At 63.1% G+C, this 19,374-nt stretch carries 22 protein-coding genes; 14 read left to right on the top strand and 8 right to left on the bottom strand.

Translation table 11 applies throughout. The features are described from left to right. Positions 1 to 34: 34 nt before the first annotated feature. A complete protein-coding gene (locus J2X11_RS09370; RefSeq protein ID WP_309969891.1) occupies positions 35 to 838 on the top strand; it encodes a hypothetical protein in 804 nt (267 codons plus the stop codon). On the opposite strand, the gene J2X11_RS09365 is transcribed toward J2X11_RS09370, so the two are convergent. From J2X11_RS09365 to J2X11_RS09355, 3 genes are read right to left on the bottom strand one after another with little or no spacing between them, the layout of a single operon-like run. Beyond that, positions 801 to 1,691 (bottom strand): COX15/CtaA family protein, encoded by an 891-nt coding sequence (locus tag J2X11_RS09365; RefSeq protein WP_309969888.1) that lies wholly within the window; start codon positions 1,689 to 1,691, stop codon positions 801 to 803. The two genes, J2X11_RS09370 and J2X11_RS09365, sit on opposite strands and share 38 nt — an antisense overlap. Further along, positions 1,682 to 2,458, bottom strand: a complete 777-nt coding sequence (locus J2X11_RS09360; protein WP_309969887.1) for an ABC transporter permease — start codon at positions 2,456 to 2,458, stop codon at positions 1,682 to 1,684. Before J2X11_RS09360 ends, J2X11_RS09365 begins: the two co-directional genes overlap by 10 nt. Beyond that, complete coding sequence (locus J2X11_RS09355) at positions 2,455 to 3,390, bottom strand: ABC transporter ATP-binding protein (RefSeq protein ID WP_309969884.1); 936 nt, start codon at positions 3,388 to 3,390, stop codon at positions 2,455 to 2,457. Before J2X11_RS09355 ends, J2X11_RS09360 begins: the two co-directional genes overlap by 4 nt. Positions 3,391 to 3,427: 37 nt before the next feature. Here J2X11_RS09355 and J2X11_RS09350 point away from each other — a divergent pair, with 37 nt between their 5' ends. After that, positions 3,428 to 4,513, top strand: coding sequence for an ATP-dependent DNA ligase (locus J2X11_RS09350; RefSeq protein WP_309969881.1), 1,086 nt, complete (start codon positions 3,428 to 3,430; stop codon positions 4,511 to 4,513). Between the two features lie 35 nt (positions 4,514 to 4,548). After that, complete coding sequence (locus J2X11_RS09345) at positions 4,549 to 4,920, top strand: YdeI/OmpD-associated family protein (RefSeq protein WP_309969878.1); 372 nt, start codon at positions 4,549 to 4,551, stop codon at positions 4,918 to 4,920. A gap of 4 nt (positions 4,921 to 4,924) precedes the next feature. On the opposite strand, the gene J2X11_RS09340 is transcribed toward J2X11_RS09345, so the two are convergent. After that, positions 4,925 to 5,977, bottom strand: a complete 1,053-nt coding sequence (locus J2X11_RS09340) for a DNA polymerase domain-containing protein (RefSeq protein WP_309969875.1) — start codon at positions 5,975 to 5,977, stop codon at positions 4,925 to 4,927. 74 nt (positions 5,978 to 6,051) lie between these two features. Here J2X11_RS09340 and J2X11_RS09335 point away from each other — a divergent pair, with 74 nt between their 5' ends. From J2X11_RS09335 to J2X11_RS09290, 10 genes are all read left to right on the top strand, one after another. Next, the gene (locus J2X11_RS09335) at positions 6,052 to 8,175 is read left to right on the top strand and encodes an MMPL family transporter (RefSeq protein ID WP_309969873.1); all 2,124 of its coding nucleotides are present in this window, start codon (positions 6,052 to 6,054) and stop codon (positions 8,173 to 8,175) included. A 48-nt stretch (positions 8,176 to 8,223) separates the two neighbouring features. Continuing rightward, entirely contained in the window at positions 8,224 to 8,907 is a 684-nt protein-coding gene (locus J2X11_RS09330; RefSeq protein WP_309969869.1) for a helix-turn-helix transcriptional regulator, read from the top strand. Beyond that, the gene (gene sufB, locus J2X11_RS09325) at positions 8,904 to 10,343 is read left to right on the top strand and encodes a Fe-S cluster assembly protein SufB (RefSeq protein ID WP_309969866.1); all 1,440 of its coding nucleotides are present in this window, start codon (positions 8,904 to 8,906) and stop codon (positions 10,341 to 10,343) included. Before J2X11_RS09330 ends, sufB begins: the two co-directional genes overlap by 4 nt. Positions 10,344 to 10,393: 50 nt before the next feature. Then, the gene (gene sufD / locus J2X11_RS09320) at positions 10,394 to 11,500 is read left to right on the top strand and encodes a Fe-S cluster assembly protein SufD (RefSeq protein ID WP_309969863.1); all 1,107 of its coding nucleotides are present in this window, start codon (positions 10,394 to 10,396) and stop codon (positions 11,498 to 11,500) included. Beyond that, positions 11,497 to 11,847 (top strand): non-heme iron oxygenase ferredoxin subunit, encoded by a 351-nt coding sequence (locus J2X11_RS09315; protein WP_309969860.1) that lies wholly within the window; start codon positions 11,497 to 11,499, stop codon positions 11,845 to 11,847. The genes sufD and J2X11_RS09315 overlap by 4 nt, the downstream gene beginning before the upstream one ends. Then, the gene (gene sufC / locus J2X11_RS09310) at positions 11,834 to 12,598 is read left to right on the top strand and encodes a Fe-S cluster assembly ATPase SufC (RefSeq protein WP_309969857.1); all 765 of its coding nucleotides are present in this window, start codon (positions 11,834 to 11,836) and stop codon (positions 12,596 to 12,598) included. Before J2X11_RS09315 ends, sufC begins: the two co-directional genes overlap by 14 nt. Beyond that, complete coding sequence (locus tag J2X11_RS09305; RefSeq protein ID WP_309969854.1) at positions 12,595 to 13,845, top strand: cysteine desulfurase; 1,251 nt, start codon at positions 12,595 to 12,597, stop codon at positions 13,843 to 13,845. The genes sufC and J2X11_RS09305 overlap by 4 nt, the downstream gene beginning before the upstream one ends. A gap of 8 nt (positions 13,846 to 13,853) precedes the next feature. Continuing rightward, complete coding sequence (sufU, locus tag J2X11_RS09300; RefSeq protein WP_309972322.1) at positions 13,854 to 14,315, top strand: Fe-S cluster assembly sulfur transfer protein SufU; 462 nt, start codon at positions 13,854 to 13,856, stop codon at positions 14,313 to 14,315. Beyond that, entirely contained in the window at positions 14,312 to 14,677 is a 366-nt protein-coding gene (locus tag J2X11_RS09295) for a metal-sulfur cluster assembly factor (protein WP_309969851.1), read from the top strand. Before sufU ends, J2X11_RS09295 begins: the two co-directional genes overlap by 4 nt. Positions 14,678 to 14,980: 303 nt before the next feature. Next, positions 14,981 to 16,579 (top strand): ABC-F family ATP-binding cassette domain-containing protein, encoded by a 1,599-nt coding sequence (locus J2X11_RS09290; protein WP_309969848.1) that lies wholly within the window; start codon positions 14,981 to 14,983, stop codon positions 16,577 to 16,579. Here the strand turns inward: J2X11_RS09290 and J2X11_RS09285 are convergent. Genes J2X11_RS09285 through J2X11_RS09275 form a run of 3 tightly spaced genes read right to left on the bottom strand, consistent with a single transcriptional unit; the run spans position 16,566 to position 17,859 of the window. Next, positions 16,566 to 17,315 (bottom strand): SURF1 family cytochrome oxidase biogenesis protein, encoded by a 750-nt coding sequence (locus tag J2X11_RS09285; protein WP_309969844.1) that lies wholly within the window; start codon positions 17,313 to 17,315, stop codon positions 16,566 to 16,568. The genes J2X11_RS09290 and J2X11_RS09285 overlap by 14 nt on opposite strands. A gap of 42 nt (positions 17,316 to 17,357) precedes the next feature. Next, on the bottom strand, positions 17,358 to 17,552 hold the full coding sequence (locus J2X11_RS09280; RefSeq protein WP_309969841.1) for an acetone carboxylase: 195 nt from the start codon (positions 17,550 to 17,552) through the stop codon (positions 17,358 to 17,360). Next, a complete protein-coding gene (locus J2X11_RS09275) occupies positions 17,545 to 17,859 on the bottom strand; it encodes a DUF3099 domain-containing protein (RefSeq protein WP_309969838.1) in 315 nt (104 codons plus the stop codon). The genes J2X11_RS09280 and J2X11_RS09275 overlap by 8 nt, the downstream gene beginning before the upstream one ends. Before the next feature lie 42 nt (positions 17,860 to 17,901). Between J2X11_RS09275 and J2X11_RS09270 the strand changes: the two genes are divergently transcribed. Continuing rightward, on the top strand, positions 17,902 to 18,117 hold the full coding sequence (locus tag J2X11_RS09270; RefSeq protein WP_309969835.1) for a dodecin: 216 nt from the start codon (positions 17,902 to 17,904) through the stop codon (positions 18,115 to 18,117). Here the strand turns inward: J2X11_RS09270 and serB are convergent, their stop codons facing one another. Next, on the bottom strand, positions 18,118 to 19,323 hold the full coding sequence (serB, locus tag J2X11_RS09265) for a phosphoserine phosphatase SerB (protein WP_309969832.1): 1,206 nt from the start codon (positions 19,321 to 19,323) through the stop codon (positions 18,118 to 18,120). It abuts the gene before it with no gap. Between the last annotated feature and the right edge of the window lie 51 nt (positions 19,324 to 19,374).

Genomic DNA, 19,374 nt, shown 5'->3' with positions numbered 1-19,374 from the left:
ACGTAGACCCGCTTGCCCGCCCTAGGATGCGGGCATGTCGAAGACGTTCTTCACGCAGATCCTTCCCTTGCTGTTCAGCGTGTTCAGTGTGGTGCTGTCGGGCTACATGTCGGTACGCCAGCAGCGCATCAGCGCCAAGCTGCGGCTGGAGGAGAACAGGCGCGAGAAGCAGGAGTCGGCGCTCGCGGCTGCCCAGCGTGTGTACGAGCCCATGGCGCAGGCCGCTGCCGAGCTCCAATCCCGCATCTACAACATCGTCGAGAACGACTGGGTCACGCTGACCAAGCGCTACGAGGGCCATGGCGACTATCCGACCAAGAGCACGGCGTTCCTGTTCGCCCACTACTTCGGTTGGGTCGAAGCGCGACGGCAGTCTGTGCTCGACTCCAGCGGCAAGGGTGGACGCGACGACACGGTCCAGAACCTGATCGACGGCGTCACAAAGATCATGCGCCGTGGTGATGACAGCGAGGGCTTCTCGTTCTTCAGCGCAGAGCAACGGGCCATTGGTGAGCTGATGTTCTTCTGGGAGGTCGTGCCCGACAGCGGTCTCCGTATCCCTCACGTCCTCGGATACGCCGCGTTCTCAACGCGCTACAAGGACGATCCGGCTTTCCGTGAATGGTTCAGCCCGGTTGACGCTGGAATGGCCCGGGTTGCCGAAGGTGACAACACCCGACTGATCGACATTCAGGGCGCACTCGTTCACTTGATCCTCGAGCTCGATCCCAACCAGCGCTACACGACGGGCTACGACCTCAAGCCCATTGGAGCCGAAGCTGGATGGAAGCCGCCTGTACCTACGGACGTGCCTGCGGAGGAGCAGCCGACTCAGTAGCAGTCGCCTCGAGGAGCAGCCGAGTTGCGGCTGCGACCAGGACGGCCGCACCAACCAGGTGAGCTGCGACCAGTGCGATTGGCAGGTCAGTGAAGTACTGAACGAAGCCAATCGTGCCCTGCGCCAGCTCCACGCCTAGCAAAATGACCGCCAGTCGCCGCATTGGCCCGCGCGCCACGATGGCCAACAGGATCGTCAGTGCGACCAGGACGTACACCGACACAGCGTGGACGTGGCTCATCACCTGTGGATCAAGACCGTTGCGTGGTGCGTCGGTGTCTCCTGCGTGAGGACCACTGCCGGTCACGATCGTGCCCAGATAGACGACAACCCAGACAACCGCGTATGTGGCGATCACGTTCGTGACGTGCGAACGCGAACCGGCGAGGCCACCCCGGACCTTCACCAGCAGCACGGTCGATGCCGCGATCAATCCCATCGACAGGATCAGGTGCAATGAGACAACCCAGGGGTTGAGGTCGGTGAGCACGCTGATGCCACCGATGACGGCCTGGAACGGTACGCCGAGAGCAATGATGAGCGCCAAGCGGCGCGTGGTCTGTGTCGATCTTGACCAGCGCCACACCGCGATGAGCGCGGAAATGACGACGAAGACCAGAACATACGTGAGCATCCGATTGCCGAACTCGATGACGCCGTGCGTACCGAGTGCGCGGTGTGGCACGAACGAATCGTCGGTGCACTTGGGCCACGTCGGGCAGCCCAGACCGGAGCCGGTGAGCCGTACGAGACCGCCGGTCAGGACGATCAGCGTGTTGGCCGCGAGTGTCGCCCAGGCCCAGAGTTCAACAGAGGTTCGATCGGGATTGCGGATGCCGAGAGTCACTCCCACTTGAACGTCCTCGACACCCCGAGGCCACAGCAAACCGACCACATGATCAATACGACGACGGAGAACGAACCGAGACCGTCACCAGCGAACACGTCGCGCAGTCCCTGCCCAAGAGCGCCTGATGGCAGTACCTGGAGCGCGTGGCTCGCAGCTTCGGGATAGCGGCTCAATGGGACGATCAAACCGCCTCCGACGAGCAACAACACGTACACGAGGTTGGCGACGGCCAGCGTTGCTTCGGCGCGCATGATGCCGGCGATGAGCAGGCCGAGCGATCCAAAGGCAGCCGTGCCGAGGACGACGAGGAGCAGCGCCTGGGCAATCGCTGTGATGCCACCGTTCGGCTCCCAGCCCAGCAGCAGACCAACGATGGAGAGGATTGCCAGCTGGATCACTTCGATGATCGCGATGGCACCGATCTTGCCGACCAGAAGTCCCCAGCGTGGCAGCGGCGACGCGCCCAGCCGCTTGATGACCCCGTAGCGGCGTTCGAACCCGGTTGCGATGGCCAGTGAGGTGAACGACGTCGACAGCACAGCGAGCGCCAAGATGCCCGGCGTGATGATGTCGATCGGACGACCAGGGCCGAGATCAACGATCTTGTCGGCACGTGCGCCGAGGATCAGCAGCACCAACGGAATGATCAAAGTCAGTAGCAGTTGCTCGCCATTGCGAGAAAGCAGGCGCAGCTCCATCGAGATCTGTGACCGCAGCATGGCCGTACGTGGCGCAGCCCCGGGCTTGGGTGACAGGTCGAGCGCGGTCATCGCAGGGCCTTCCCGGTCAGCTCGAGGAACCTGTCCTCGAGTGTTTGGCGTTCGACGAGTACGGACTCGGTGAGTACGCCGTGTGTGGCGCACCAAGCGGTAAACGTGGCGAGAAGTGCGGGATCGACGTGCCCGGCGATGACATACGAGCCGGGGGACACCTCGTCCACCTTTACGTCGTCGGGCAACGCCAGCATGAGGCTCTCGACGTCGATGCCGGGTCGCGCGGTGAACCGTACGGTGTTCTGAGCACCTGAGGCGGCGAGCTCCTGAGGCGTGCCGGAAGCAATGACCTGACCTTCGTCGACGATGTGGACGACATCGGCCAGCGCTTCGGCTTCGTCCATGAAGTGCGTAGTCAGGACAACGGTGACGCCGCTGGAGCGCAGCTCGCTGATGAGCTCCCAGGTCGAACGTCGTGCCTGAGGGTCAAGGCCTGCAGTCGGCTCGTCGAGGAACACGAGTTCGGGGCGACCGACGATCGCCATCGCGAGGCTCAGTCGCTGCTGCTGGCCACCGGACAGCCTGCGATAGGGCGTGCGACCGTACGACTGCATGCCGAGTCGCTCGATCAGCAGGTCAACGTCAAGGGGATGGGCGTGAAGCGAAGCGATGTGTCGGAGCATCTCGTACGCCCGCGAGCCAGACCAGGCACCGCCGGACTGCAGCATGACTCCGACCCGAGGGCGAAGCTGGTGGGCATCTGCGATCGGGTCGAGGCCGAGAACCCGTACTGAACCGCTCTGCGGACGCCGAAAGCCTTCGCAGGTCTCGATGGTGGTCGTCTTGCCGGCTCCGTTGGGGCCGAGGATCGCCGTGACCGTGCCAGGCTCGACGGTGAGGTTGAGCCCGTTGACGGCGGTGACAGATCCGTACTTCATGACGAGGTCCCTGACCTCGACAGCGGGCACCTCTCTCACTGGCTCAGACACCCGCTCAGTGTAGGTGTGGGGGTTCTAGGCTGTTGGCATGGACCTACCCGTCATGCCGCCGGTGCAACCCATGCTCGCGAAGTCCGTGAAAGGGGTGCCCGCTCAGGACTCGGTCGATGGCGGGCTGTCTTATGAGCCGAAGTGGGATGGGTTCAGATGCATCGTGTTCCGCGACGGCGACGAGGTCGTACTGGCGAGCCGCTCGACCAAGGAGCTGACTCGCTACTTCCCGGACGTTGTGGCGGCCGCCAAGGCTGAGCTGCCCGACCGCATCGTTCTCGACGGTGAGATATTCCTGGCGATCAACGGACGTCTCGAATTCGATGCGTTGTCCCAGCGAATCCACCCCGCTGATTCCCGCGTGCAGATGCTGGCCACTGAGACGCCGGCGTCTTTCGTGGCATTCGACCTGCTGGCGATTGGCGACGAATCGTTGATGGACCAGCCGTTTGCCGTACGACGCGCTCGCCTGGAGAAGGCGCTCGCCAAGTCGGGCGACCCGATCCACGTCACCCGCACCACGACGGACGCCGTAGAGGCCGAGCAGTGGTTCAACACGTTCGAAGGCGCGGGGCTCGACGGCATCGTCGCGAAGGCGCTCAGCAAGTCGTATGCGCCGAACGGGCGCACGATGCTCAAGATCAAGCACTCCCGAACTGCCGACGTGGTGGTCGCGGGCTACCGCCTGCACAAGACATCGACCGACGAACGTCCACTGCTCGGTTCACTGCTGCTCGGCTTGTATGCCGACAACGGCGACTTGCAGCACGTTGGGGTCGCGGCGTCGTTCACCGAAGCGCGACGAGCCGAGCTGATCGACGAATTGAAGCCGCTGATCGTCGACACAGCTGACCACCCGTGGGGGCAGTGGCAAGACGCCTCGGCACACGCGAGCTCCCGGTTGCCTGGCGGTCAGAGTCGCTGGACCGGTACGAAGGACCTCTCGTTCGTCACGCTCGACCCAACACGAGTCGCCGAAGTGGGCTACGAACACATGGAGGGCACGCGCTTCCGGCACACGGCTCAGTTCAAGCGTTGGAGGCCGGATCGGGAGCCGAAATCGTGCACCTACGAGCAGCTCGAAGAAGTCGCAAAATACAACCTCAAGGACGTTCTCTCGTAACCAAAAGTGTCAGTGTCGACGCCTAGATTCAAGGCATGGACGTCCTCGATGTGGCAGATCGGATTCAGCCCTATTCGGCCGAGGATTGGGGCTTCTGGCTCAGGTCTGTCGGCGAACGAACTGACGGCGTCTGGCTGGTGCTTTGGCGCCGTGGATCAGGTCGTCGAGTCATCTGCCATGACGACGCCCTGCTCGAGGCAGTCGCCGTTGGTTGGACCGATGGAGAGACTCGCCGGCTCGATGAAGACCGCTCGATGGTGTGGTTCGCACCGCGCTGCCCTGACGACATCTGGTCGTCAACCGACCAGGAGCGCGCGGATCGGCTCGACCGCGACGGCCGCATGACGTCAGCCGGACGTCGCGCAGTTGAACTTGCCAAAACCTCGGGTTGCTGGGCCGAGAGGTGACCATTCAGGCCTTCTTGTTGCGAGTGTCCTTGCTGGGTTGCACGCGCTTGGGTTCACCGGGCATCTTCGGATACTCCGGGGGATAGGGCATCTCGGTCGGATCAGAAGCCCACCACTCCAACAGTGTGTCCAGCGAGTGTTCGACATCGTCGATCTCCGCCCACGCGTCACCGTCGCCCGCGAGCTTGGCCGGGACGGTGTGCAGTGTGAATTCCTGCGGACCTGTCAGCCCTGCCAGTTCGTCCCACGACACGGGAGTGGAGACAGTGGCGCCAGGCGTCGGTCGCAGGCTGTACGCCGACGCGATCGTACGGTCGCGGCAGTTCTGGTTGAAGTCCACGAACACGTTGTCGCCGCGCTCTTCCTTCCACCACTTGGTGGTGACGCCATCCGTACGCTTCTCGAGCTCTCGCGCAAAGGCGATGGCGGCGTGCCGGACCTCTGTAAATGTCCACTTCGGCGCAACCCGGGCGTACACGTGGATGCCGCGCTTGCCACTGGTCTTCGCGAAGGCTCGGATGCCCGCCTCGGCGAACAGCTCACGTGCGACGTCGGCAATGCGCACGGCGTCAGCAAATGTCGCCTTGCCGAACGGGTCAAGGTCGATGCGCAGCTCGTCGGGCCGGTCGTTGTCCGTTCGACGCGTGGGCCACGGGTGAAACGTGATGGCACCCATGTGTGCGGCCCAGGCGGCGACCGCGATCTCGGTCATGCAGATCTCGTCGGCGGGCCGACCAGAGGGAAACAGAATGCGCGTGCTCTCGACGTACGGGGGAGCGCCTCGCATCATCCGCTTTTGATAGAACGCATCGCCGTGGCTGTCGGCGCGCGTCGACATGACCATGCCCTCGCGCACGCCTTTGGGCCAACGCTCCAGCGCAACCGGACGGTTCTGCAGGGCACGCATTAGTCCATCGGCGACGGCGACGTAGTACTCGGCAACCATCACCTTGGTCACTTCAGGCGAGAAGTCCGTGGCCTCGTAGATCACTCGCGTCGGGCTGGAAACCCGTACGGATCGCCCTCCAGCGTCGATTTCGACCGCATCAGATGCCATATGTTCACCTTAGAGGCGCCGACACGCTCCCGCCCCCGTGGAAAACGCGCGACGAACATGACTACGTTGAAGTCATGTTTGCTTCGCTCGGTCAATACGTAGCCCGCAACCCTTGGAAGATCATCCTCGCGTGGATCGTGGTCGCCGTCGTGGTCGTGATGACTGCGCCAAAGCTTTCCTCCACGACCGACGAAGCTGAGTTCTTGCCGGGTCACTATGAGTCGATCAAGGCGATCGATGTCCAGACCTCGGCCTTCCCGGACCGTACGGACATCGGCGCCATCATCGTGTTCGACCGCAAGGACGGCGAACCATTGACGGCCGCGGACTCCGCCGACATCGAGAAGATCGCTGCGACCCTGAGCAGTAAGAACATCCCTCAGTTCGGTGCGATCGTTGCCGCGCCACCGTCGGAGAACAAGCTCGTTCAGACTGCGATCGTCAGTCTCGGCAAGGACGCCGATCCGTTTGGGACCGCGATCCTCGACAGTGCCAAGGAGCTCCGCACAGACCTGAAGCCATTGGTCGCCGATACCGATCTCAAAGCTGGCACGACCGGATCGGTGCCGCAGAGCCTGGACCAACAGGAGTCCTCGGAGAGCGCACTGGTCATCGTCGGCATCGCCACGATCGGCCTGATCCTGATCCTGCTGCTATTGATCTTCCGCAGTCCGATCATCGCGTTTCTGCCGATTGCGGTGGTGGCTGTGGTCTCGCAGATCGCCACAGGTCTCATCGGCTTCGCGAATGACGCGTTCAACCTGAAGGCGGACTCCTCGATCCAAGTGATCCTGCTGGTCGTCCTCTATGGCATCGGCACCGACTACATCCTGTTCTTCCTGTTCCGCTATCGGGAGTTCCTGCGCAAGGGCCACGAGAGCAAGGAAGCCGTGGCACTCGCGGTCGAACGCGCCGGCGAGGCGATCACCTCCGCTGGTGGTGCCGTGATCGTGGCGTTCATGGCGCTGATCCTGTCGACGCTGAGCATCTTCCGCTCGATCGGTCCGGCGTTGGCGATAGCTGTCGCTGTCACGGTTCTCGCGTCGCTGACGCTCGTACCGGCGATCATTTCACTGCTTGGCACCAAGGTGTTCTGGCCGTCGAAGGCCTGGAAGGTCGAGCCCAAGGGCGCACGCTTCGGCGCAGTCGGCGATTCGCTGGGTCGCCACCCGCTTCGTTACGCGATTGCGTCTGGCCTGGTTCTCGCTGCGCTGGCGGTATTCGCCCTCGGCTTCAAGCCGACCTTCGATCTGGGAGACACAGGATCGTCCAGTACTGCTGAATCGTCGGTTGCGCTCAAGACCCTTGAGAAGGGTCTTCCACCCGGCGCGACTGATCCTTCGGCTGTCTTCCTGAAGAGCAAGGACGGATCACCGCTCGACGAGGCAGCGGTTGCCACCTATGGCACCGAACTGGCCAAGGCCAAAGGCATCGCCCAGGTTGCGCCGCCGACGTTCTCCGAGGACAAATCGACCGCCGTGTTCACGACGGTGCTCGACACCGACCCTGCGACAGACGCAGCCATGGCAAACATGAAGGACATCATTCGGCCAGCCGCACATGCCGCGGCTCCAGATGGCACCGAGGCGCTCGTGGGCGGTACGACATCAGTGTTTGTCGACCTACAGAGAGCCATGAACCGCGACTATTCGGTCGTGTTCCCGGTCGCAGCCGTGATCATCATGGTGATCCTCGCGCTGCTGCTTCGTAGCCTCGTGGCTCCCTGGTACCTCATGGCATCGGTAGGCCTCGGCTTCGGTGCCACGCTTGGCGCAGCGGTGCTCCTGTTCCAGAACATCCAGGGGCAGGACGGCTTGATCTTCATGCTGCCGATCTACATCTATTTGTTCGTCGTGGCACTCGGCACCGACTACAACATCCTGATGATTGCCCGATTGCGGGAGGAATCACGTCAGGGCAAGGGCTCTCGAGAGGCGGCGGCGCAAGCCGTACGCCACGCGGGCCCGACTGTGGCCGCAGCGGGAGTTATCCTGGCCGGCACCTTCGCCTCGCTCATGCTGGGCGGCAACTCGCTGCTCGTGTCGATGGGCTTCGCGATCTCGTTCGGCATCTTCGTGTCGGCCTTCGTCATGGCGATGTTCTTCACGCCAGCGCTGACCGCGCTCATCGGGCATGCCGCCTGGTGGCCTGGCCACGGCGACGAAACAGCGGAGGAGAAGGCTGCCCGTACTGGGTAAGGCTCACCTTCGTTGAAACGCCTTGGTGAATAAAGGCACACTTGTCTTGTGAAATACACCGGGCTGGACGAAGCGTCGTTGGTTGACGACGCTCCAACCCGTGAGCGCGTGGCCAACACGATCCTGGAGCACGGACCGTCTACGGCGGCAGATCTGGCTCATGAGCTGCATCTGACGCCCGCCGCGATCCGTCGGCACCTCGACCAGCTGTTGGCTGATGGTGTGCTGATGACACGCGAACAGCGTGTCATCGGACAGCGTGGCCGAGGCCGTCCGGCCAAGGTCTACGTGATCACCGATTCAGGTCGCGACCACTTCAAGCACTCGTACGACGAGCTTGCGGCTGGCGCCCTGCGCTTTCTCAAGGAGACCGGGGGAGACGACGCCGTCATGGCGTTTGCCCGTCACCGGTTGACCGAGAGCGAAGATCGCTACCGGCCGCTGCTGGCCAGCGCCAAGCCCGAGGATCGCGTCGAGGTGCTTGCCAAGGCTCTCAGCGAGGACGGCTACGCAGCGTCCGTCGGCAGCACGCCTGCCGGCACCCAGATGTGCCAGAACCACTGCCCGGTCGCCCATGTGGCCGAGGAGTTTCCCCAGATGTGTGAAGCCGAGACCGAGATGTTCGCTCGTCTCCTCGGCACACACGTACAACGACTTGCGACGATCGCCCACGGCGACGGCGTCTGTACTACCCACTTGCCCCATACAACCGCAGAGAGGTTGACCTCATGACGACCACGTCAGAGACCCCCAACGCCATCGAAGAGGCCAACCCAGGCCTCAAGGACGTTGGACGATACGAGTTCGGCTGGTCCGACAAGAACGATGTCGGCGCCACCTCCAAGCGTGGGCTGAGCGAAGACGTCGTACGCAACATCTCGGCGCTCAAGAACGAGCCCGAGTGGATGCTCGACCTCCGCCTGAAGGGCCTGAAGCTCTTCGGTCGCAAGCCCATGCCGACGTGGGGCTCCGACCTCAGCGGCATCGACTTCGACAACATCAAGTACTTCGTCCGGTCGACCGAGAAGGTCGCTGCGACCTGGGACGACCTGCCTGACGACATCAAGAACACGTACGACCGCCTGGGCATCCCCGAGGCAGAGAAGCAGCGCCTTGTGTCCGGTGTCGCGGCTCAGTACGAGTCCGAGGTCGTCTACCACTCGATCCGTGAGGATCTTGAGGAGCAGGGCGTCCTCTTCCTCGACACCGACACGGCTCTCAAGGAGCACCCCGAGCTGTTCAAGGAGTACTTCGCGACGATCATCCCGGTCGGCGACAACAAGTTCTCCGCGCTCAACTCCGCCGTGTGGTCCGGTGGCTCGTTCATCTACGTGCCCAAGGGCGTCCACGTCGACATCCCGCTGCAGGCCTACTTCCGCATCAACACGGAGAACATGGGTCAGTTCGAGCGCACGCTGATCATCGCGGATGAGGGCTCGTACGTTCACTACGTCGAGGGCTGCACCGCTCCGATCTACTCGAGCGACTCGCTGCACTCGGCCGTCGTAGAGATCGTCGTCAAGAAGGGCGCCCGCGTCCGCTACACAACGATCCAGAACTGGTCCAACAACGTCTACAACCTCGTCACCAAGCGCGCTGTCTGCGAAGAGGGCGCCACGATGGAGTGGGTTGACGGCAACATTGGCTCCAAGGTCACGATGAAGTACCCCGCGGTCTACCTCATGGGCGAGCACGCTCGTGGCGAGACGCTGTCGATCGCCTTCGCTGGCGAGGGTCAGCACCAGGACGCCGGCGCCAAGATGGTGCACGCAGCGCCCAACACGTCGAGCTCGATCCTGAGCAAGTCGGTTGCGCGTGGCGGCGGACGTACGTCCTACCGCGGCCTCCTGCAGGTCCTCGAAGGCGCTGAAGGCTCGGCCAGCACGGTCAAGTGCGACGCGCTCCTGGTCGACCAGATCAGTCGCTCGGACACCTACCCGTACGTCGACGTCCGCGAGGACGACGTGACTCTTGGCCACGAGGCCACTGTGTCCAAGCTCAGCGACGACCAGCTCTTCTACTTCATGTCACGTGGCATGGAGGAGGACGAGGCCATGGCGATGATCGTCCGTGGATTCGTTGAGCCCATCGCACGCGAGCTCCCCATGGAGTACGCGCTTGAGCTGAACCGTCTCATCGAACTTCAAATGGAGGGTGCAGTCGGTTGAGTATCGCCGAAGCCCTGGAGCTGTCTCCAGTCGAATCACATCTTCACCCGGTGGGGTCATTCGACCTCGCTGACCACGACGTGCCCACGGGCATGGAGGAGATCTGGCGGTTCACCCCGCTCAAGCGTCTCCGTGGTCTGCACCAGGACACCCCGCTCGACGGTGAAGACTTCAAGGTCGAGGTCGACGCTGCTGAGGGAGTGAGCGCCGTATCGGTGCCTGCTGCCGACTCGGCACGCGGTGTCTCCGGCTACGTCCCGGTTGACCGTGTCTCGGCACGCGCCTGGGATGCTGCGAAGTCCGTCTTCGAGGTCACGATCCCGGCCAACGCCGAGATTGCCGACCCGACCACGATCCGCCTGCACGGTGGTGGCCTGGAGAAGGCTGCTGCTGGTCACCTGCTCGTACGCGCTGGCGCGTTCAGCAAGGCCGTTGTCGTCGTCGACTACGACGGCTCCGCCACCTGGGCCGAGAACATTGAAGTCGTCCTCGAGGACGGCGCTCAGCTGACGTTCGTGACGGTCCAGGACTGGAACGACGACAGCGTTCACGTTGTCACCCAGCACGCTCGGGTTGGCCGTGACGCCTCGCTGCGCCACATTGGCGTCTCGCTCGGCGGTGACGTCGTACGCGCCAGCACCTCTGCCGACTACATCGGCACCGGCGGCAGTGTCGAGATGCTCGGCGTCTACTTCGCCGACGAGGGCCAGCACATTGAGCACCGCCTGTTCGTGGACCACACGGCACCGCGTACCAAGAGCAACGTCGAGTACAAGGGCGCGCTCCAGGGCAAGGATGCTCACACGGTCTGGATCGGCAATGTTCTGATCCGCAAGGAAGCCGAAGGCATCCTCACGTACGAGAGCAACGACAACCTCGTGCTGACCGACGGCGCGAAGGCCGACTCGGTGCCCAACCTCGAGATCGAGACCGGCGACATCGAAGGTGCGGGACACGCATCGACGACAGGCCGATTCGACGACGAGCACCTGTTCTACCTGCAGAGCCGTGGCATCCAAGAGGAAGAAGCACGTCGTCTCGTCGTGCACGGCTTCTTCAACGACATCATCCGCCGCATCGGCGTCCCGTCCCTCCAGGAGCGTCTCGTCGCTTCGATCGAAGAGGAGCTGGCCGCGCACGTAGGACGTCTGGCATGACCTATGTTCACGCAGCGCAGCTCGCAGACGTACCGAGCGGAGGTGTCCTCGCCGTCGAGATCGACGGTCAAGAGGTCGCCCTCGTACGGGACGGCGACGACGTCTATGCACTGCGTGACGAGTGCTCGCACGCATCCATCCCACTGTCAGAGGGAGACGTCGAGGGCTGCGAGATCGAATGCTGGTTGCACGGCTCGCGCTTCGATGTACGTACTGGCAAGCCCGTCAACCTTCCGGCCACAGAGGCCGTACCCACTTACCCCACTCAGATCGAGGGAGACGCCGTTCTGGTCGATCTCTCCGGCACGAACACAGCACAGGAGCTGAACGCACATGGCAACGCTTGAGATCAAGGACCTTCACGTCTCGGTCAACACCGAAGAAGGCGAAAAGGAGATCCTCAAAGGTGTCGATCTCACCGTCAAGTCCGGAGAGGTCCACGCAATCATGGGCCCCAACGGTTCGGGCAAGTCGACTCTTGCCTACTCGATCGCGGGTCACCCCAAGTACACCGTCACCAAGGGCAGCGTCACGCTCGATGGCGTCGACATCCTCTCGATGAAGGTCGATGAGCGCGCTCGCGCGGGTCTCTTCCTCGCGATGCAGTACCCCGTAGAGGTTCCCGGAGTCTCCGTCGCCAACTTCCTTCGTACGGCGAAGACTGCGATCGACGGCGAGGCTCCCAAGCTCCGCACGTGGATCAAGGACGTCAACGAGGCGCTCGAGCGGGTCACGCTCGACAAGGAGTTCGCTCAGCGCAACGTCAACGAGGGATTCTCCGGCGGCGAGAAGAAGCGCCACGAGATCGCTCAGCTCGAGCTGCTCAACCCGAAGTTCGCCGTCCTCGACGAGACCGACTCAGGCCTCGACATCGACGCGCTGAGGGTCGTCTCCGACGGAGTCAACCGTTACAGCTCGCAGGGCGACCGCGGCGTACTGCTGATCACGCACTACACGCGCATCCTGCAGTACATCAAGCCTGACTTCGTTCACGTTTTCGTCGCCGGCAAGGTTGCCGAGCAGGGTGGGCGCGAGCTCGCTGACCAGCTCGAGGCCAACGGCTACGACAAGTACGTCAAGGCGGCTGCTTCAGCGTGACCGTCGTCGAGAGCTCGACCTACGACATCGCCAGGATCAGGGCGGACTTCCCGATCCTGGAGCGTCGCCTGGCCGGCGACCTGCCGTTGGTCTATCTCGACAGCGCCAACTCGTCGCAGAAGCCCGAGAGCGTCATCCGCGCGATCGACGATCACTATCGGCTGCACAACGCCAACGTTGCGCGCGCGATGCACCAACTGGGTGCTGAGGCAAGCGCGGCGTTCGAGCTGGGTCGCGACAAGGTGGCAGCGTTCATCGGCGCACCGAGCCGTGACGAAGTCATCTTCACGAAGAACGCTTCAGAGGCACTCAACCTCGTTGCCCGCGTGCTGGGCGACTCCGGTCGCATCGGCCAGGACCATGAAATTGTCATCAGCGAGATGGAGCACCACTCCAACATCGTTCCGTGGCAGCAGCTGTCGCAGCGCACAGGTTCATCGCTGCGCTGGTTCGGCGTGACGGACGAGGGTCGCCTGGACCTGGACAACATCGATCAGCTCATCACCGAGCAGACCGCCGTTGTTTCGGTCACCTGGGTGTCCAACATGCTCGGCACGATCAACCCGCTCGATGTGATCATCGCCAAGGCGCATTCGGTTGGCGCACTCGTTGTAGTCGATGCCTCGCAGGCAGTGCCGCAGCTTCCGGTTGACGTCGCAGCCTTGGGCGCCGACTTCGTGGCGTTCACTGGTCACAAGATGGTCGGTCCGACCGGCATCGGTGTCCTCTGGGGTCGCTATGACCTCCTCGCCGAGCTCCCTCCGTTCCTCGGTGGTGGCGAGATGATCGAGACCGTGACGATGGCGTCCTCGACGTACGCTCCGCCGCCCGCTCGCTTCGAGGCCGGCACGCCGCCGATTGCTGAAGCGGTTGGCCTTGGCGCCGCTGCTGACTACCTGACGTCGATCGGCATGGAGAACGTCGCCGCACACGAGCAGGAGATCACCGCGTACGCACTCGGTGCGCTGCAGGAGATCGACGGGCTGAAGGTCGTTGGGCCCAAGACCGCGGAGCAGCGCGGGGGAGCGATCAGTTTCACGCTCGGTGAGATCCACCCGCACGACGTCTCACAGCTTCTGGACTCGAAGGGCGTTGCCGTACGCGCTGGTCACCACTGCGCCAAGCCGGCTCACCTGCGCTTCGGTGTGCAGTCCACAACTCGTGCATCGTTCTACCTCTACACAACGACGCAGGAAATTGATGCGCTGGTTGAGGCGTTGCACCATACGAAGAAGTACTTCTCATGACTGAGGCTATGAACGTCGATTCGCTGTACCAGGAGATCATCCTGGACCACTACAAGCACCCGCATGGCAAAGGACTCCGTGAGCCCTTTGAAGCCGAGGTGCACCACGTCAACCCCACGTGCGGCGACGAGATCACTCTGCGTGTGCACCTCGAGGGCGAGACCGTCGCCGACGTCTCGTACGACTCGGTCGGCTGCTCGATCAGCCAGGCGTCGGCCTCGGTGCTCAACGAACTGATCATCGGCAAGACCGTCACCGAAGGCATGGCCGTACTCGACACCTTCACCGAGCTCATGCAGGGCAAAGGCAAGGTCGAGCCGGACGAAGACGTTCTCGAAGACGGCATCGCCTTTGCCGGAGTCGCGCAGTTCCCGGCACGCGTGAAGTGCGCGCTGCTGTCATGGATGGCCTGGAAAGACGCCGTCGCCCAAGCTCTTGTCACAACCTCAACCCCGGGAGATCCCGCATGACTACCGACCACAGCGACCTGCCCGTCGTCGACACCCAGCCCACTGGCGGAACGACGACCGTCGAGGACGTACTTGAGGCGATGAAGGATGTCGTCGACCCGGAGCTCGGCATCAACGTCGTCGATCTCGGCCTCGTCTACGGTGCCGATGTCGACGAGCACTCCAACACAGTGCTGTCGATGACGCTGACTTCGGCGGCCTGCCCGCTGACTGACGTGATCGAGGACCAGACACGTGCTGCGCTTGACGGTCTCGTGAACGATTTCCGGATCGAATGGGTCTGGATGCCGCCGTGGGGCCCGGACAAGATCACCGACGACGGCCGCGAAATGCTCCGCGCCCTCGGCTTCAACATTGGTTGAGCCGAAGGCGCTCCGCGCCTGAGCGCGAAACCAGGTTGAGTGGAACGCGGCGCAGCCGCCAGGACTATCGAAACCACGTGGGTGGAGCTCTCAGCGTGAGCATCTCGGCGTACGTGGTTTCGATACGGTCCTCGTCCCTCGGACCTACTCAACCACCAAGTTGGTGCGTGTCGAGGGGCACACCCTCGAATGGTCAAGGAGTCACAGCAACGCCCGTAGAATGGATACGTGAATTCAGTTCAGCGGGAATGACGACGGCGCATGACGCCGCCCATTCGCACACCCTGATCCGAAAGTCTCACCATGCTCACCGTCTCCAATGTGGAGCTGCGCTTCGGCGCGCGTGTCCTGATGTCGGACGTCTCGTTCCGCGTCGACAAGGGCGACAAGATCGGCCTCGTCGGACGTAACGGCGCCGGCAAGACCACCCTCACCCGCATGCTGTCCGGCGATGGCCAGCCCGCCGAAGGCTCGATCACGTCGACCGGCAAGGTCGGCTACCTGCCGCAGGATCCCAAGTCAGGCGACCTCGAGACAACCGCACGTGATCGCATCCTCGGCGCTCGCGGTCTGGACACCGCGCTGATCGCCATGCGCAAGGCCGAGCTCGACATGGGCTCGCCCGACCCCGAGATCGCCGAGAAGGCCATGAAGGCCTACACGCGCGCTGACACGGCGTTCGGGGCTGGCGGCGGCTACGCAGCCGAGTCGGAAGCCGCGACGATCGCCCACAACCTCGGGTTGCCTGATCGTGTTCTCGAGCAGCCGCTGTCGACCCTCTCGGGTGGACAGCGTCGACGTATCGAGCTGGCGCGCATCTTGTTCTCCGATGCAGACACCCTGCTCCTCGATGAGCCCACCAACCACCTGGACGCCGACTCCGTCGTCTGGTTGCGCGGATTCCTCAAGACCTTCAGCGGCGGCATCGTGGTCATTAGCCACGACGTCGACCTGATCGAGGAGACCGTCAACAAGGTCCTCTACCTCGACGCCAACCGCGCCACGATCGACATCTACAACATGGGTTGGAAGTCGTACGTCAAGCAGCGCGAGGCAGACGAGCACCGCCGCAAACGTGAGCGGGCCATCGCGGTCAAGAAGGCTGGCGAGCTGACCAGTCAGGCCAACAAGTTCCGCGCCAAGGCGTCAAAGGCTGCGACGGCACAGCAGATGCTCCGTCGCGCTGAGCAGATGGTCGCTGGACTCGAGACCGAGCGCGCCCACGACAAGGTCGCGAACATCAAGTTCCCGAAGCCAGCACCGTGCGGCAAGACACCACTCATGGCGGAGGGTCTCTCGAAGTCGTACGGCTCGCTCGAGATCTTCACCGATGTTGATCTGGCGATCGACAAGGGCAGCCGTGTCGTCATCCTTGGACTCAACGGTGCAGGCAAGACGACGTTGTTGCGCATGCTGGCGGGCACGCTCGAGGCCGACACCGGCGAGATCATGCCGGGTCATGGCCTCAAGATCGGCTACTTCGCCCAGGAGCACGAGACTCTCGACACCTCTCGCACCGTCCTCGAGAACATGCAGTCAGCCGCACCCCAGCTGACTGACACCGAGGCACGCAGCGTCCTGGGTTCATTCCTCTTCAGTGGTGACGACACCTCGAAGCCGGCAGCCGTGCTGTCCGGTGGCGAGAAGACGCGTCTCGCGCTGGCAAGCCTGATCGTCTCAAGCGCCAACGTCCTGTTGCTCGATGAGCCGACCAACAACCTGGATCCGGCGTCACGTGAAGAGGTGCTGCGCGCCATTCGTACGTACGAGGGCGCCATTGTGCTTGTCTCGCACGACGAGGGCGCTGTGATGGCTCTCGAGCCCGACCGCGTGCTGCTGCTGCCTGACGGCGACGAGGACCTGTGGTCCGACGACTACGCCGATCTCGTCAGCTTGGCGTAGCGAACCCGTCGATGCGTGTCGGGTTGCGACGTTCCTTGGCCTCGGCCCAGGCAAACCAGAAGTAGCCGACCGTCGCGAGCAGTGCGAAGAACCACCACTGCAGCGCGTAGAAGAAATGCGGGCCCTGTCCGAGTTCCGGTTTGGGCTCAAGTTCCAGCGCTTGTGTCGCCTTGGGATCCTGCGTGCGCAGGTTGAGGTAGCCGTTGCTGAGCTCGTACGGCACTGACTTCGCCATACCGATGCTGGAGATGGCTCGTACCTGACCATCGACCGGTTCTGTTGCTTGGCCGCCGGCGCCGTTGTTCTGGCGCATCCAGCCCATCACCGTGACCGTCCCAGTCGGTGGCGCGGGTACGTCGGGGTTTGCGACGGTGTTGTCGGTCTCTATCCAGCCGCGATCGACCAGAACTGCGCTGTCGTCGGCAAGCACCAGAGGAGTGACAACGTCGACTCCGGGTGCCCCATCGCGGGTCGTGAACTTCACAGTGACTTGATGGTCAAGGTCGTATGTTCCGGTGGCTGTGACCCGCGTCCACTCCGTCGAGTCATCGACCTTGAAGCCCGGAGGAAGCTCAATCGGCGCAGCTTTGAAGTGCGCGGAGATGACCTTGTTCTGGGCGAGGCGGTGATCAAGACGATCGAACTGCCACAAACCGAGACGTACGCAGATCGCCGAGAGTAGGACGACGAATAGTGCGAAGCCGATCCAGCGACTGCTCAGCAGGAAGCGGAACACACCACGACGGTAGTTGAGCCGCCCCAACTCACCGCCGCTGGGTCACGGCTGAATCGCGACGTTCTCTTTCCAGAACCCACGAGCGTCGAGGAATTTGCGCAGTGTCTGGGAATGCTCGTCACAGGCAAGCCATATCTTGCGGCGGTCAGGCGTATGGAGCTTGGGGTTGTTCCACAGCACTTGGTATGTCGCATCGGCACCGCAACCTTTGGCCGAGCAGACCAGATCTTCAGTCATCGAGCTGAGTGGGCCTTGGGGCTTCGATTGCATTCTCAGGGCCGAACACGGATGGTCCGGCACCGCGCTTGCGTACACCAGCGTTGGCCAGGATCACGGATGTGTAGGGCAACAGCAGCGCACCGGCGAGCAAAACCCAACGGAGCCAGCCGTCAGCGATGATCGCACCGATGAAGCAGGCCGTACGGATGCCCATGGAGATCGCGTAGCGCTTCTCGCGTGCGCCGATGTCGTCGCTGTGCGAAGTGGCTGCGGACGTGATCGAGTAGACCTGCTGCTTGCGAGGCTCGACTGGTTCACGTGTCACACCTCCAGAGTACGTCGCGGCGCGAACGTGCATGATGTCCGTATGAGCAACCGCACCTATCGCATCAGTGAAATCGTCGGCACGTCCACCGAAGGCGTCAGCGAGGCTGTCGACAACGGGATCAAGCGGGCAGGCACCACGCTGCGCCATCTCGACTGGTTCGAGGTCACCAACATCCGTGGACAGATCACCGACACCGAGGTCTCGCACTACCAAGTGACGATGAAGATCGGCTTCCGCCTCGAAGACGACGAGTAACTAGTCGGCTGCGTCCGCGGCTTCCACTTCCTCGCGCGTGATGCCGAGGAGGTAGACGATCGCATCGAGGTACGGCACGTTGACCGACGTACGTGCCTGGTCACGTACGACCGGCTTGGCGTTGAACGCAATGCCAAGTCCTGACGCCGCAAGCATGTCCAGATCGTTCGCACCGTCACCAATCGCGACTGTGTTGCGGACCGGGATGCGGGCCTCGTCAGCAAACCGGCGCAATGCCTCGGCCTTGCCTGCGCGATCGACGACGTCGCCGAGGATGCGGCCCGTGAGCTTCCCGTCGACGACCTCGAGCTCGTTCGCTGCGAAATAGTCGACGCCAAGTTCCTCGGCGATCCGCTCGATGATCTGCGTGAAACCACCGCTGACGAGGGCGAATCGGTAGCCGAGTCGCTTGAGCGTACGGATCATGGTGCGTGCACCCGGTGCGTAGACGAGGGCGTCATAGACCTCGCCGAGCGCAGCCTCATCGACGCCTTCGAGCAGCTTGACCCGTGCCGTGAGCGATTCGCGGAAGTCGATCTCGCCATTCATCGCCGATTCGGTGATCGCGGCGACCTCAGCCTCGAACCCAGCGTGAGCGGCGATCATCTCGATCACTTCGCCCTGGATCAGGGTCGAGTCGACGTCCATCACGACCAGACGCTGTGCGTGGCGCTGGATGCCGTTTTCCTGCACAGCGATGTCGACGCCCTGCTCGAATGCGACGGCGGCGAGGTGGGCCTGCAGTTCGTCGGGGTCCGCTCCCGAGACCTCCATACGAATTGCCGTCACGGGGTAGCGCGCCATACGGACGATGCGGTCGATGTTGCCGCCGTCGTCCTTGATCTGCGCCGCAAGCGCGGCCATCGCTGCGGGCTTGAGCGGTGCGCCAAGAATGACGACCTGCGCACGACCCACGCGACGAGGGCGGTTGTCACCGGTGCCGTACTCGACCGACACGTCGAGTCCGAAGGCGTCACCGACGGCGTGAACCGTGGTTTCGAGACCTTCGCGGTCGTCCGGAATCGTCAGGAGGGCACTGAGAATCAGGCGACCTCGTACGACGAGCTGCTCGATGTCGATGACCTCGACAGCGAACGCGGAGAGGTCTTCAAACAGGCGCGTCGTCACACCGCTCTGGTCTGCACCGATGAGGGTGACCAGAACGGTCGGATCTGTCAGGTGGAGTGCTGGAACATGCTCGGTCATCGAGACCGAGGCTATCGCTCGTAGCCCCGGTGCTCGCGATAGGTTGACTGC

This window comes from Aeromicrobium panaciterrae (genome assembly GCF_031457275.1).
GTDB classification, from domain to species: Bacteria; Actinomycetota; Actinomycetes; order Propionibacteriales; family Nocardioidaceae; genus Aeromicrobium; species Aeromicrobium panaciterrae_A.
This window is presented reverse-complemented; position numbering and strand designations above follow the sequence as displayed.